General features: G+C 72.7%; 15 protein-coding genes. 9 read left to right on the top strand and 6 right to left on the bottom strand.

What is annotated here, in order from left to right; all coding sequences use genetic code 11:
* Positions 1 to 75 precede the first annotated feature (75 nt).
* The gene (locus tag ACIA8K_RS09820; RefSeq protein ID WP_396056917.1) at positions 76 to 681 is read right to left on the bottom strand and encodes a class I SAM-dependent methyltransferase; all 606 of its coding nucleotides are present in this window, start codon (positions 679 to 681) and stop codon (positions 76 to 78) included.
* A gap of 92 nt (positions 682 to 773) precedes the next feature.
* Positions 774 to 1,391 carry a class I SAM-dependent methyltransferase gene (locus ACIA8K_RS09825; RefSeq protein WP_396056919.1) on the bottom strand — a complete coding sequence of 206 codons (618 nt, stop codon included), beginning with the start codon at positions 1,389 to 1,391 and terminating at the stop codon, positions 774 to 776.
* A 243-nt stretch (positions 1,392 to 1,634) separates the two neighbouring features.
* Here ACIA8K_RS09825 and ACIA8K_RS09830 point away from each other — a divergent pair, with 243 nt between their 5' ends.
* Entirely contained in the window at positions 1,635 to 2,282 is a 648-nt protein-coding gene (locus tag ACIA8K_RS09830) for a DUF6928 family protein (RefSeq protein WP_396056921.1), read from the top strand.
* Positions 2,283 to 2,289: 7 nt separating this feature from the next.
* On the opposite strand, the gene ACIA8K_RS09835 is transcribed toward ACIA8K_RS09830, so the two are convergent.
* On the bottom strand, positions 2,290 to 3,141 hold the full coding sequence (locus tag ACIA8K_RS09835; protein ID WP_396056923.1) for a Rieske 2Fe-2S domain-containing protein: 852 nt from the start codon (positions 3,139 to 3,141) through the stop codon (positions 2,290 to 2,292).
* Between the two features lie 430 nt (positions 3,142 to 3,571).
* Between ACIA8K_RS09835 and ACIA8K_RS09840 the strand changes: the two genes are divergently transcribed.
* A complete protein-coding gene (locus tag ACIA8K_RS09840) occupies positions 3,572 to 4,066 on the top strand; it encodes a metallophosphoesterase family protein (RefSeq protein WP_396056925.1) in 495 nt (164 codons plus the stop codon).
* Between the two features lie 18 nt (positions 4,067 to 4,084).
* Here ACIA8K_RS09840 and ACIA8K_RS09845 read toward each other — a convergent pair whose 3' ends face one another.
* The gene (locus ACIA8K_RS09845; protein ID WP_396056927.1) at positions 4,085 to 4,729 is read right to left on the bottom strand and encodes a TetR/AcrR family transcriptional regulator; all 645 of its coding nucleotides are present in this window, start codon (positions 4,727 to 4,729) and stop codon (positions 4,085 to 4,087) included.
* Between the two features lie 74 nt (positions 4,730 to 4,803).
* Here ACIA8K_RS09845 and ACIA8K_RS09850 point away from each other — a divergent pair, with 74 nt between their 5' ends.
* Entirely contained in the window at positions 4,804 to 5,751 is a 948-nt protein-coding gene (locus tag ACIA8K_RS09850) for an alpha/beta fold hydrolase (protein ID WP_396056929.1), read from the top strand.
* Positions 5,752 to 5,787: 36 nt separating this feature from the next.
* Here ACIA8K_RS09850 and ACIA8K_RS09855 read toward each other — a convergent pair whose 3' ends face one another.
* Positions 5,788 to 6,069 carry a hypothetical protein gene (locus ACIA8K_RS09855; protein WP_396057627.1) on the bottom strand — a complete coding sequence of 94 codons (282 nt, stop codon included), beginning with the start codon at positions 6,067 to 6,069 and terminating at the stop codon, positions 5,788 to 5,790.
* A gap of 117 nt (positions 6,070 to 6,186) precedes the next feature.
* On the opposite strand from ACIA8K_RS09855, the gene ACIA8K_RS09860 reads away from it, so the two are divergent.
* Positions 6,187 to 6,897, top strand: a complete 711-nt coding sequence (locus ACIA8K_RS09860) for an SDR family oxidoreductase (RefSeq protein ID WP_396056931.1) — start codon at positions 6,187 to 6,189, stop codon at positions 6,895 to 6,897.
* A 3-nt stretch (positions 6,898 to 6,900) separates the two neighbouring features.
* On the opposite strand, the gene ACIA8K_RS09865 is transcribed toward ACIA8K_RS09860, so the two are convergent.
* Entirely contained in the window at positions 6,901 to 8,643 is a 1,743-nt protein-coding gene (locus ACIA8K_RS09865) for an ATP-binding protein (protein ID WP_396056933.1), read from the bottom strand.
* Between the two features lie 137 nt (positions 8,644 to 8,780).
* On the opposite strand from ACIA8K_RS09865, the gene ACIA8K_RS09870 reads away from it, so the two are divergent.
* The 5 genes from ACIA8K_RS09870 to ACIA8K_RS09890 all read left to right on the top strand — a co-directional run bounded on the left by ACIA8K_RS09870 (position 8,781) and on the right by ACIA8K_RS09890 (position 11,981).
* Positions 8,781 to 9,290, top strand: coding sequence for an NADPH-dependent FMN reductase (locus tag ACIA8K_RS09870; RefSeq protein ID WP_396056935.1), 510 nt, complete (start codon positions 8,781 to 8,783; stop codon positions 9,288 to 9,290).
* Positions 9,291 to 9,295: 5 nt separating this feature from the next.
* Complete coding sequence (locus ACIA8K_RS09875; RefSeq protein ID WP_396056937.1) at positions 9,296 to 9,811, top strand: flavin reductase family protein; 516 nt, start codon at positions 9,296 to 9,298, stop codon at positions 9,809 to 9,811.
* Positions 9,808 to 10,341 (top strand): hypothetical protein, encoded by a 534-nt coding sequence (locus ACIA8K_RS09880; protein WP_396056939.1) that lies wholly within the window; start codon positions 9,808 to 9,810, stop codon positions 10,339 to 10,341. Before ACIA8K_RS09875 ends, ACIA8K_RS09880 begins: the two co-directional genes overlap by 4 nt.
* Before the next feature lie 76 nt (positions 10,342 to 10,417).
* A complete protein-coding gene (locus ACIA8K_RS09885; protein WP_396056941.1) occupies positions 10,418 to 10,840 on the top strand; it encodes a hypothetical protein in 423 nt (140 codons plus the stop codon).
* 262 nt (positions 10,841 to 11,102) lie between these two features.
* Positions 11,103 to 11,981, top strand: coding sequence for a hypothetical protein (locus tag ACIA8K_RS09890; RefSeq protein ID WP_396056944.1), 879 nt, complete (start codon positions 11,103 to 11,105; stop codon positions 11,979 to 11,981).
* Positions 11,982 to 12,167: the final 186 nt, after the last annotated feature.

Below are 12,167 nucleotides of genomic sequence, written 5' to 3' on the forward strand. Positions count from 1 at the left end.
GACGTCGTGCGGCCTCGTGCTGGTCTTGCCGGGACCGGCACGAAGCCGCACGCACGGGGACTAACTGCTCCGGGACTAACTGCTCCGGGGCCGGTGCGCCTCGTAGACGAACGCGGGCGGCGGATTACGCCAGAAGGTACGGCTCTGGGTGACCTCTTCGAACGTGGTGTTGAGCGCCGCGCGGAAACGGCGGGCGCTTGGCATGCGGCTGCCGATGCTGAGCGTGATCGTGGTAAACGCGCCGTGCGGGGCCATCGACGCGGCGACGCTGCGGAGGATGGCGCGGGTCTGGTCGTCGGGGAAGAGGGTCCAGGGGAGGGCGCTGACGATGACGTCGGCCTTCCCGAGGCCGCGGTCGGCGAGCAGTTCGGGAAGGTGGGCGGCGTCGGCCTCGGCCACGTCGAGATCGGGCCAGCGGGTACGGAGCAGCCCGGCGAAGACCGGGTCGATCTCGATCGCGAGGTGGTGGCCGCGGCCGCCGAGCCGTTGCCGTATCTGTTCGGTGACCGCGCCGGTGCCCGCGCCCAGCTCGACGACCAGCGGGTCGCCGGTCTCGGGGACCGGGGCGGCCATCTGGCGGCCGACCGCCGCGGAGGTGGCCGCCGGCGTGCCGACCCGGGCCGGATTGCGGAGGAACCGTTGCACGAAAGCGCCGGTGGACGAGGGGGTGTCCGTCTGCATTCCGCCTACGCTGCCTCAGAGTCCGCTCAATGGCCAGCCGTGGAGTGCTCACCGATGCCGCACAGAGACATGCGACACCGGTGAGCGCCGGGTCAGGCCGGTTTCTGCGTGCGGGGACGGCGGGCCTCGTAGACGTAGGCCGGCGGGATGTTGCGCCAGATCGCGGCGCTTGGCTCGACGCTCTCGAACGTGTCGTTCAGCGCGGCCAGGACGCGGCGCCACGGCGGCAGCATGCGCGCGGTCGTGTACGTGATCGTGGTGAACACGCCATCAGGCGTCATCGACGCGGCGAGCGCGCTCAGTATCCGGCGGGTCTGCTCGTCCGAGAGGAGCGTCCAGGGCAGCGCGCTGACCACCACGTCGACCTTCCCGAGCCCTCGGTCCGCGAGAAGCGTCGACAGGTTGCCCGCGTCGGCGACCGCTATGTCCAGGTCCGGATAGTTGGTCCGGAGCATCTCCGCGAAGACCGGGTCGATCTCGATCGCGAGGTGGTGTCCGCGGCCGTTCAGGCGGCGGCGGATCCACTCGGTGACCGCGCCGGTGCCCGGGCCGAGTTCGACGACGAGGGGCTCGCCGGTCTCCGGGATCGGCTCGGCCAGCCGCCGGCTCACCGCCGGTGACGTGGCGGCGATCGTGCCCACCTGGGCGGGGTGCTTGATGAAGCGTTGGATGAAGGCGGCGCCGGACGAGGGGGTGGATTTCGACTGCATCCCGCCACGCTGACTTAGATCACTGCTCACTCGCCACTCGCTCACTGTTAATTCGGCGTGCATTCATGGGGCCGTTGTGGACGGCCGGAGAATTGTCGCTGGTCAGACCGGCTCGTGCGGATTTTCCACCTCTCCTGGCCATCGGGGTACGCCGGTTGTGGCAGATCCCCGACACGAGCTTTGCCGACGCGCGTCTCCGCCCGATGATCATCCCTCGACACGTCCGTGAGCAGGGAGAATGTCGTGCGAGTGAAGACCGCGCTGCTGGCGATCAGCGACGGCGACCCGAGGCCGGCGCTGCGCGGCACGAGCCGGTCGGCGGCCGACGCCGAGGAGTTGGTGCGTGGCCTGCTGCCCGGCCGCGACGTGACGCCGTCCGGCGAGGGCACGCTGCGGGACCGGATCAGCCCGCCCGACGACATGACCTTCGCGGCCGTGCTTCGTGGCGCCGCCGTGCTGTGTGACCGCCGGTTCGCGCTCGACCGCCCGTCCCGGCTGCCGGCCCACGTGCTCAGGGTCGCGGCCGGCCGCCGGATCACCGTGCACGCGATGGACTCGGCGACGGGCTGGGTCAGTTTCGGGGTGTGGGAGGGCGGTGCGCTGGTGCGCTCGCTGAGCCGTACCGGCGACCGGATCCTTGAACACATCGGCCGGCCCTACGACTTCGAACGCTCCACCGACCCGGCCGCGCTCGGCGAGGAGGCGCTGCGGGCGCTCTTCGGCTTCGTGGTCGCGGGCCGGCCGCACCCGGGCGACATCCACGCCGGCGGGGTGCGCATGCACGGCTTCCGGGTGGAGGACCCGCTCGGCCAGGAGCAGGCACTCCGCGCGGCGATGACCTCCCGCCTCCGGCACGCGCTCGGCCGGCCGACCCCCTCGATCGGCCGCTGAAACACGGTTAGGGCAGTGACGCCTGGACCCGGCCCTCCACCACGCGGGAGCGGAGCACGGGCTGGTCATTTGCGGACGGGCCGCGCACGACCGCGCCGTCCACAAGCCGGAACGTGCTGCCGTGCCACGGGCAGACCACGCACGCGGCGCCGCCGATCTCGGTGATCTCGCCGTCGCCGAGCGGGCCGGTCTGGTGCGCGCAGTGCTCCATGATTACGGTCACCCGGTCGCCGATCCGGGTGACGAGCACCGGCACCTCGCCGATCCTTGCGACCTCGGGCCGGCCCTCGGTCAGCTCGTTCCAGGCGTAGAGGTCGTGCCAGCCCTCGTCGATCTGCCGCAGATACGGCTCGGCCTGGTTGACGGCCGCGCCCTGCCGGAAACTGAGGTGCCCGCCGACGTAGGCGCCGAGCCCGGCCGCGGCCAGCCCGGTGTAGCCGAGCGTCCGCCCCAGCCGGTGGTTGCCGGAGAGCCGCGCCACGAACGAACCCGCGTACAGCCCGAGCGCGACGGTGTTCGCCGCCGCGTGCACCAGGCCGACGCGCCGCTGCTCCCGGGACAGCTCCGACCAGTCGGTCGCGCCCGAGGCGACGGCGGGCAGCGCGGCCGCGGTACCGACGCCGACAAGCACTGTCGCGGCGCTCTCGGTGCCCGGCAGCGCGTCAAGCACGGCCGTGCTCATCCAGGCGCCGACCGGCAGCTGCACCGCCACCGGATGCAGCGGATGCCCGAGCCCGACGCCGTGCAGCAGATCCTTGAGCCGCCTCGGCAACGTCGCCCGCACCCGCCGCTGCAACGGATCACTCGCCCGGTCCAGCTCCCCGGCCTTCTCGACGCGTTCCAGCAGTCTCTGCAACATGTCGCATGGGTGCCCGCCCGAGGCCGCCGCAAACACCCGTCAATCACAATCAATGTCAAGGTCCAGGTCATGTTCCCGCTTCCGCGGTGGTCCGGCCCGCACGCTCCCGCGGGCAAACCTCGCGGCGGGCAAAGACTCCGCTGGCGCTCCGCTTTCCCCGCCGCTCGGAGCCGGGGCCGTGCGTGGTCCCGCCAAGGCCGCGATCTCCGTGCACCCGCGGCCGCGCCCGCGACGCGCGTGCCGCGTCCCAGCACCCGGAAGAGCGTTCCCGGGATGCGGTCACGCCTGGGTTGTCCCACGACGGGTCGTGCAGGGAGGAGCGCAAGCGACGACCGGAGCCCGCGGGAGCGTGCGGGCCGCCACCACCCGCGGAGTGGGAAGAAGGGTGTGATGTCCTTGATCTGGGTGGTTGTGAGGGCTGGAGGGCTTGATGCGGCTGGTGTTGCTTGCGGACACGCATGTGCCGAAACGGGCGAAGGATCTGCCGGCCGAGGTGTGGACGGCGGTCGAGACGGCGGACGTCGTGCTGCACGCGGGCGACTGGGTGGACGTGCCGCTGCTCGATGCGCTGGAGGGGCGGGCACGGCGGCTGATCGCGTGCTACGGCAACAACGACGGCGCGGGATTGCGGGCCCGGCTGCCGGAGGTGACGCGGGTGGCGCTGGACGGGGTCCGGATCGCTGTGGTGCACGAGACCGGGGATGCGAAGGGCCGGGAGGCGCGGTGCGCGGCGGCGTATCCGGAAACTGACGTGCTTGTGTTCGGGCATTCGCACATCCCGTGGGACACGGTCGCGCCGGGCGGGTTGCGGCTGCTCAATCCCGGCAGCCCGACGGATCGTCGACGGCAGCCGTATCGGACCTACATGACCGCGGTGATCGAGGCCGGTGTGCTCGGCGAGGTGGCGCTGCACCGGCTGCTCTAGGCGGTGCGGGCGTTGCGATCAGGCGGCGTGGTCGTGGTCGCTGTCGCGGCCACTGTCACCGGCGTGCGTTTTCCGCTGACTCCCGAACGATCGGCTGAGCATGAGAATCAGCTGCTCGGCGGCGTGCGCGGTGTCGAAGGCCGGATCGGCCAGGCTCTCGGTCACGATCGCGTCGAGCGCGCCGTTGATGATGATCGCGGTGGTGCGCACGTCCACGTCCGGCCGGTAGTCGCCCGCGTCGGCCGCGGCGGTGACCAGCGCGGCGACCGTTTCGTGCCGGCCCGGCCCCTGCGGAGTGCCGGTGTCCGCGATCAGCGCCTCGATGATCATGCGGGCGTGATCGGGGTGCTCCCGCATGTAGCCGGCCATCGACCGGAGGTAGGCCTCCAGCGCGGCCGCCCCGTCCCGCCCCTCCACCGCGGCGCCGACCTGCGCAACCACGCCGTCAAGCACCGAGGCGTACGCGGCACGGACGACCGCGTCCTTGCTCGGGAAGTGGTAGAGCACCGCGGCCTTGGAGATGCCGGCCGCCTCGGCGATCCGGGCGAGCGAGGTGCCGGGGTAGCCATGCTCGGCGACAAGCGTGATGGTGACGCCGATGAGCTGGGCGCGCCGGGCCTGCTCGGTGAGGGTGAGCGGCTTGGCGGCGTCGGTCGGTGGCACGCGCACACCGTACCGTGGCGTGATTCTGACCGACCGGTAGAATTTTCTACCATGCGGTCAGTAGACTGGCGGGCATGAATGCGAGAACAGTCGTGATCAGCATCGGCGCGGTGATCGTCGTGTTCGTCGCCGCCGTGGCCTACGTGCTGCGTGACCCGTCCCCGGTCGGCTACTTCAGGTCCGGGCGGGCGGCCGACCGCTTCCAGGCGGCCTACCGGGAGGCGATGGCGGACATGCCGGTGCCGGACCGGACCCTCGACCTCCGCACCGGCTACGGCGTCGTCCGCGTCTACCACTTCAGCGGTGGCCCCGGCCCGCCGCTGCTGCTCCTGCCCGGCCGCGCATCCGCGTCGCCGGTCTGGGCCGACAACATGCCGTCGCTGCTGCGGCTGAGCAGCGTCTACACCGTCGACCTGCTCGGCGAGCCCGGCCTGAGCATCCAGCAGCGGCCGGTCGAGACGCCCGCCGACCATGCACAGTGGCTGCACGAGTTGGTGCAGGCGCTGCCCGAGCCGCAGATCCACCTGTTCGGCCTGTCGTTCGGCGGGTGGACAGCGATGAACCTGGCCGTCCACCACCCGGAGAAGATCGCCGGCGTGATCCTGCTCGACCCGATCATGGTCTTCGGCGGACTGTCCGCGGCAGTCATCTGGCGCTCCATCCCGGTCGCGGTTCCCTGGGCGCCCCGCTCCTGGCGCGACGACTTCGCCAGCTGGACCGCGAACGACGCGCCGGTCCAGGACCTCCCGGTCGCCCGGATGATCGAGGCCGGCCTGCAGGCCTACGTGGTCAAGCTGTCCGCCCCGACCCGCCCCACCGACGACCAACTGCGCGGCCTCATACCCCCGATGCTGCTGCTGATGGCCGGCAGGTCCCGCATGCACGACTCCGCCGCCGTCGCGGCCACGGCCCGGTCGTTGCTTCCCCAGGCCACCGTCAAGACCTACCCGAACGCCTCCCACGCGATCAACGGCGAACACCCCGACGAGATCGCCGCGGACATCGCAGCCTTCCTGCCCTGAGCACCCCGCACAGAACTGCCCAGCGGATCAGGGCTGCTACGCGCCGGCGGTGAGCAGGGTCAGGGCGCGTTGCGACGCGCTGCCCGGTGCCGCGGTGTAGAGGATCAGGCGCTGGCCGGTCTCGGTGATGTCCAGGGTCTGGCAGTCGAGTTCGAGGTCGCCGGCGACGGGGTGCGGGATCCGCTTGGTCGAGGTGCTCCTGGGCGGATCCACCGGGTAGTCGGTCCAGCGCCGGGTGAACCCGGGGGTGCCGTGCAACCGGTCGACCAGGCCGGTGACCTCGGGACTGCCCGGGTACCGCGCCACGGCCCGGCGCAGATGCGTCGGTCCATCCGGTCATCGTGCCGGTCCCGGGCGTGCGCATCCAGGGACCGGCCGGTCCGGGGTTGCGGCCGGTCTCTTCACCGGCCTCGGTCGTGGCCGCAGGCTGGGCGCATGTCTGACATGAGGATCGCGCTGGTGACCGGTGCTAACAAGGGGATCGGCCTGGAGACGGCACGCCGGCTCGGCCAGGCGGGGGTGACAGTGCTGCTGGGCGCGCGAGACCCGGATCGGGGTACGGAGGCGGCGGCGCGGCTCGGTGGTCTGCCTGTGGTGCCGCTGCTCCTGGACGTCACGGATCCGGGGTCGGTCGCGGCGGCGGCGAAACGGATCGAGGACGAGTACGGGCGGCTGGACATCCTTGTCAACAACGCGGGCGTGCTGACCGGCTGGGGGCGGCCGGCCGATTTGACGGCTGCGGACTTCCGGGCGGCGTACGAGGTGAACGTGTTCGGTGTGGTGACGGTGACCAACGCGGTCCTGCCACTGCTGCGGCGCGGCCCGGCCGGGCGGATCGTGAACGTCTCCAGCGCGATGGGCTCGCTCACGCTGCAGGCGGCCCCGGACAGCCAGATCCCGATCATGTCCTACAGCTCGTCGAAGGCCGCGCTGAACGGCCTGACCGTGGCGTACGCCGCCGACCTGCGGGACACCCCGATCACTGTCGTCTCGGTCGATCCCGGCTATTGCGCGACCGACCTCAATCGGCACACCGGTTCCCGGAGCGCGGCAGAGGGCGCGGTGGTGGTGGCCGGTGCGGCGCTGCGCGAGGCGGGTGTGGACAGCGGCCGGTTCCTCGGTGACGGGGGAGAGGTGCCCTGGTAGGGGTCAGCCGGCGGCCTGCCGGTCGGCGTCGGCCTCGGCGGTGCGGCCGAGATCGTCGAGGACGGCCGCCCGCTCCTGCCGGCACCGGGCGGCACGTTCGGTGTCGCCGAGCCGGTCGAAGATCTCCAGCGCCGTCGCGAACTCGGCCAGCGCCCGCCGGTGCCGTCCGCGACGGTGGGCCACGACGCCGAGGTTGCGGTGCGCGCCGGCGACGCCGGTCAGGTGTCCCATGCCCTGGTGCAGCTGCAACATGCGCCGGAACTCCCGCTCGGCGTCGGCGTGCCGCCCCGCCGCGTCCGCAGCCCACCCGAAGGCGATCCAGTGCAGCGCGTGCGCGCGGCGCGACCCGTCGCCGAGTCCGCGGGCCGCGACCTCGCCGGCCTGCCAGAGCTGGAGCCGGTAGACGTGGTCGGCGGAGCGGTCGAGCAGCGGGTGGACCGCCTCGACCAGTTGCCAGGCCGCGGTGAGATGTCCGTGTTCGACGGCGGGGGAGAGTGCTGCCAGGGCGTTCTCCAGTTCGAGCTCCCGCCAGGCGCCGGGCGCCGCGGTCGCGGTCAGCCAGGCGAGCAGCCGTTCCAGCGCCGCGTCGTCGTCCGACAGCTCCCGCGCGTAGAGGCGCAGCAGGTCGTGCAGCCGGTACCGGCCCGGCGCCGGGCTGTCCACGAGCATCGCGTCGGTGAGCCGGTCCAGCGCGCCGGCCACTGTCTCCTCGTCCAGCCCGGCCAGCGCGGCCGCGGCACCGACCCCGAACGCCGGTCCCGGATGCGCGCCCGCGCGCCGGAACACGAGCCGGTCCGTGGCGGACAGCCCGTCGTAGGCGCTGCGGAACGTGGCCCGTACCGCCGCGTCGCCGTGCTGGAACTCCTGCAGCCGGCCGCTCGCCAGCCGGTCCGCGAGGTCGCCCGGCGTCCATCCCGGCCGGTCGCGCAGCCGGGCCGCGGCCAGCCGCACCGCGAGCGGAAGCCCGGCGCAGGCCTCGATGATCCGGTCGGTGCCACCCGGATCCGCCGCGATCCGGTCACGGCCGGCGGTGGCGCCGAGGAGCTCACGGGCTGCGTCCGCCGAGATGCCGCCGAGCCGGACCGCGTGCCCCACCGAGAGTGCGCGCCGGCTGCTGATCAGCACGAGACAGCCGTCGCCGCCGGGCAGCAGCGGCCGGACCTGGTCGTCCTCGAGCGCGTCGTCAAGCACGATCAGCAGCCGCCGGTGGGCGACAGCGGTCCGGAACCGGTTCGCCAGCTCGTCGAGCGGCGCCGGGGTGTCCGGCTCGCCGAGCGCGCGCAGGAACGCCGGCAGCACGCTGTCCGGCGTGACGACCGCGCCCTCGCCGCGCAGCTCCGCGTAGAGCTGACCGTCCGGATAGTGCTGTCGCAGGTCATGGGCGGCCCGCACGGCGAGCGCGGTCTTGCCGGCCCCGGGAGCACCGAAGATCACAATCACGCGGGTACGGGCACGCGCGCCGCGGATCGCGCCGAGTTCGCCGGCCCGGCCGTGGATCCGGTGCCCGGCCGGCAACTGCGCGGGTACGGCCCGATGCGGGGTCTCGGCCGTGCGCCGGTGCTGCCAGACCGACAGGGCGGTCAGCGCGACTGCGAGCAGCCCGACGGCCGGCCAGGCGAACCATCCGAACGGGTCTAGTGGAGCGGGAAGGTCTCCACCGGTGGCGACGTTGACGGCGATGGCGAGCAGTGCCGTGAGTAACCCGGAGGTGACGATCTGGAGTGCGGTCACCGGTTCGCGTCGCACGGCGCCTCCCCCGGCCGATTCGCGGCGTCCGGCCAGGGTACGTGAGCCGGGCCACTTACGCTGCGGCCCACGATCAGGCAGAATGGCCCTATTACCCATCGGGTAAGAAGGATTTACCGAGCCGTAGGGAGACCGTGGTGAGCATCGCTGTCGTGGCGGGGAACCCCAAGCCGAAATCCCGCACGCTCGCGGCCGGCATCCTGCTCGCCGAGACGCTCACCGGCTCCACTCCGGACCTGGTCATCGACGTCATCGACCTCGGGCCCGGGCTGCTCGGCTGGGGGGACCCGGCCGTCACCGAGGCGGTCTCCGCGGTCGCCAAGTCCGATGTGGTGATCGTCGCCAGCCCCACGTTCAAAGCCACCTACACAGGTCTGCTCAAACTCTTTCTTGACCAGATCCCCACCGACGGGCTGGCCGGCGTCTACGCGCTGCCGCTGATGCTCGGCGCCGGGCCGGGCCACGCGCTCGCCCCGGAGCTGCTGCTCAAGCCGGTCCTGGTCGAGCTCGGCGCGATCACCCCCGCGCGCGGCCTCTACCTCATCGACAAGACGTTCACCGAGGACCCGCAGCTCGTGGCGTACGCGGACCGGGTCCGGCCTCTGCTTCCGAAGTCCGCAGGGCTTCCGATATCTCAGGGAGAGTGACAGCCATGGTCGAGCTTCGTCCCGTCGCCGACGATCCCGGCGCGCTGCGCCAGGCCTACGGATGCTTCCCAAGCGGCGTCACGGCCGTCTGCGCGCTCGTCGACGGCGTGCCGGTCGGGCTCGCCGCCAGCTCGTTCACCTCCGTGTCGATGGACCCGCCGCTCGTCTCCGTCTGCGTCCAGCACACCTCCACCACCTGGCCACGGCTGCGTGACCTCGGCCGGGTCGGGGTGAGCGTGCTCGGCGAGGGCCATGACGTGCTCGCCCGGCAGATCGCGGCCCGCACCGGCGACCGGTTCGCGGGTGTGAGCTGGGAGGCCGGCGCTGAGGGGGGCGTGTTCCTCGGCGGCGCCACCGCCTGGCTCGACTGCACGATCGAGCGCCACGTGCCGGCCGGCGACCACGACATCGTGCTGCTGCGCGTGCACACGCTCAGCGCCGACCCGGACATCGCCCCGCTGATCTTCCACGGCAGCCGGTTCCGTCAGCTCGCCGCGCCGCGCCTGCAGGACGCCGCATGAGACGCGCGCCGGCCGCCTGCCCGCGTACCGCCGCGGTATTCGCCCTTGATCGTGCCGCCACCACGCGGTTGCCGACGCCGCACGGCGAGTTCCAGCTGATCGCCTACCGCGACCCGGTCACCGGGCAGGAGCCGCTCGCGTTCGTCGCCGGGCGCCCGCCCGCGGCCGGTGCCCACGTCCGCATCCAGGTCGAGTGCCCGGTCGCGGACACGCTGCGTTCCACCCGGTGCGACTGCGCCGCGCTGCTCACCCGCGGGCTCGCCGAGACGTCCGCCGCCGGTGGTGTGCTCCTCTACCTCCGGTCCGCGCCCGGCGGTCTGCTCGACCGGCTCGCCTCCTACGGCCGCCAGGACGCCTCCGGCGGTTCGTCCGCCTGTTCACAAACGCCACGGGGGTACGAGGTCCCCGCAGCGATCCTGCGCGACCTCGGCCTCGACGACGTCGTCCTGCACAGCTCCGACAGTCGTGCCACTGTGGCGCTCGGGGCGCATGAGGTGCGTGTGACCAGGCAGAAGACGGTAACGGCCTGATCCTGGACAGCCCGTCGCCGCGGCGCGCACCATCAGGGTCATGGATGGTGCGTGACCGACCCAGGGGGTGCGGGCGATGGTGACCTTCGGACCGGCTCAACCGCTGCTGCACGACACCCGCGCGCTCGCGCGTGCGGTCGCCGCGCCGGTGCACGACGACCCGGCCTGGCGCGAACGGGTCGCTGTGCACCTGCGCGGACTGCGGACCGCCTTCGACGCGCACATGCGTGACACCGAGGGCCCGTCCGGCCACTACGCCGCGCTTGTCGACAGCGCGCCGCGGCTCGCGTACAACGTCGACGGCCTGGTCCGCGAGCACGCGGCGATGCTTGACGGGATGCGCGCGCTGCAGGAGCACGTCGACGACGGCAGCGGCCCGGCCGCCGAGCAGATCCAGGCCTGGGCGCGGCTGCTCGTCAATCAGCTCTCCACACACAGGCAACGCGGCGCCGACCTGTTGCTTGAGGCCTACCAGACCGATCTCGGCGGCTCCGACTGACGCAGACCGGGGTGCGGGGCCGATCCGAGATCGCCGGACCAGGTCGCGGGGCCGCCTTGACCTGCACGGACGCGATGCTGCCCCCGGTACTCGACCGCGGCTCACCAAAGAGGCCGTGCCGGGAGCGCGGAACCACGGCGACGGGTGGTTCGTCATACCGGTTATGCGTCGTTTGCCGTATCTGGGAATCGCTTTTGTTCTGACGGCCGCCGGGTGTGCCGCACCGGGCGAGTCGCCGTCGTCCTCCGCCAGTTCTCCGTCCTTGTCCGGCGCCTTCACCGCGCGCGCCGCCGCCGTCGCGGCCGCCTGGCCCGCCACGGCCTCGTCCACGGCCTGGACCAGCGGTTTCGTACCGTTGCAGGATCTTCTGGTGGTGCCGTCCGGGCTCAGCGACGAGCAGCGGACCGCTGTGGACGCGGGATGGTTCACGCTCGACAGCCTGCTGCCGGCGGAGGCGCCGTCCGGTGAGGTGACGTTCGCCGGCGGGGCGGAGGAGCTGCCGCTGATCGGCGCGGCGGACGCGTACCGGCTGATCGACAGGGGCGATCCACCCGCGTGCGAGCCGGCCCAGGGCAAGCGGCCGGCTCCGAGCGGTACCGCCGCCGATCCGGGCGGCAGCGGATCCGATACGTCGTCAAGCGGCGCCGATACGTCGTCAAGCGGCGCCGGGGGGTCGTGCACGCGGCTGCCGGTGACCGGCGCGACGCTGGGGAGCGTGCCGCTGCGCACCAGCCGTGGCGACGCGACCGTGCCGGCGTGGCTGTTCACGGTGCGCGGCCTGACCGCCCCGGTCGCGCGGGTCGCGGTCGCGCCGGCCTCGGTCGCCGAGCCGCCGGCGCCGTCCCTGGCACCGCCGGACACCGCGTCCGCGGCCACGCTCAAGGGCGCCCAGTCGCTCGCGCGGGTGGCCGGCACCGCTGTCGACTACCGGCTCGGCGTCGGCGCCTGCGACGAGCAGATCACCCCGCTTGTGTACGAGACGGAGACGCTGATCGTCATCGGCGGCAGCGCCACCTCATCCGCCGAGATGTGCACCGAGCAACTCGTCCTCCAGCCGGTGTCGGTCACGCTCCGCGCCCCCGCCGGCGCCCGGCCGATCCTTGACGCCCAGACGGGTCAGGCCCTCATCCTGAAGCCCTGAACCGCCTGCCCGGTGCGCGACGCCTGAACCGGTCAGGCTCATTCTGCGGCCCTGACCTGCCGATGTGGTCCGGCAGGCGACTCCGGCCCTGAGCGACGAGCGGTTCGCGTCAGGGCCGGAGTGCCGGTGTCGGTCTTCGTTTTTGTTCTTGCGCCCACGGCACGTGCAGGGAGGCCGCCTGCGGCC

The organism is Catenuloplanes sp. NPDC051500 (assembly GCF_044454585.1).
GTDB lineage: Bacteria > Actinomycetota > Actinomycetes > Mycobacteriales > Micromonosporaceae > Catenuloplanes.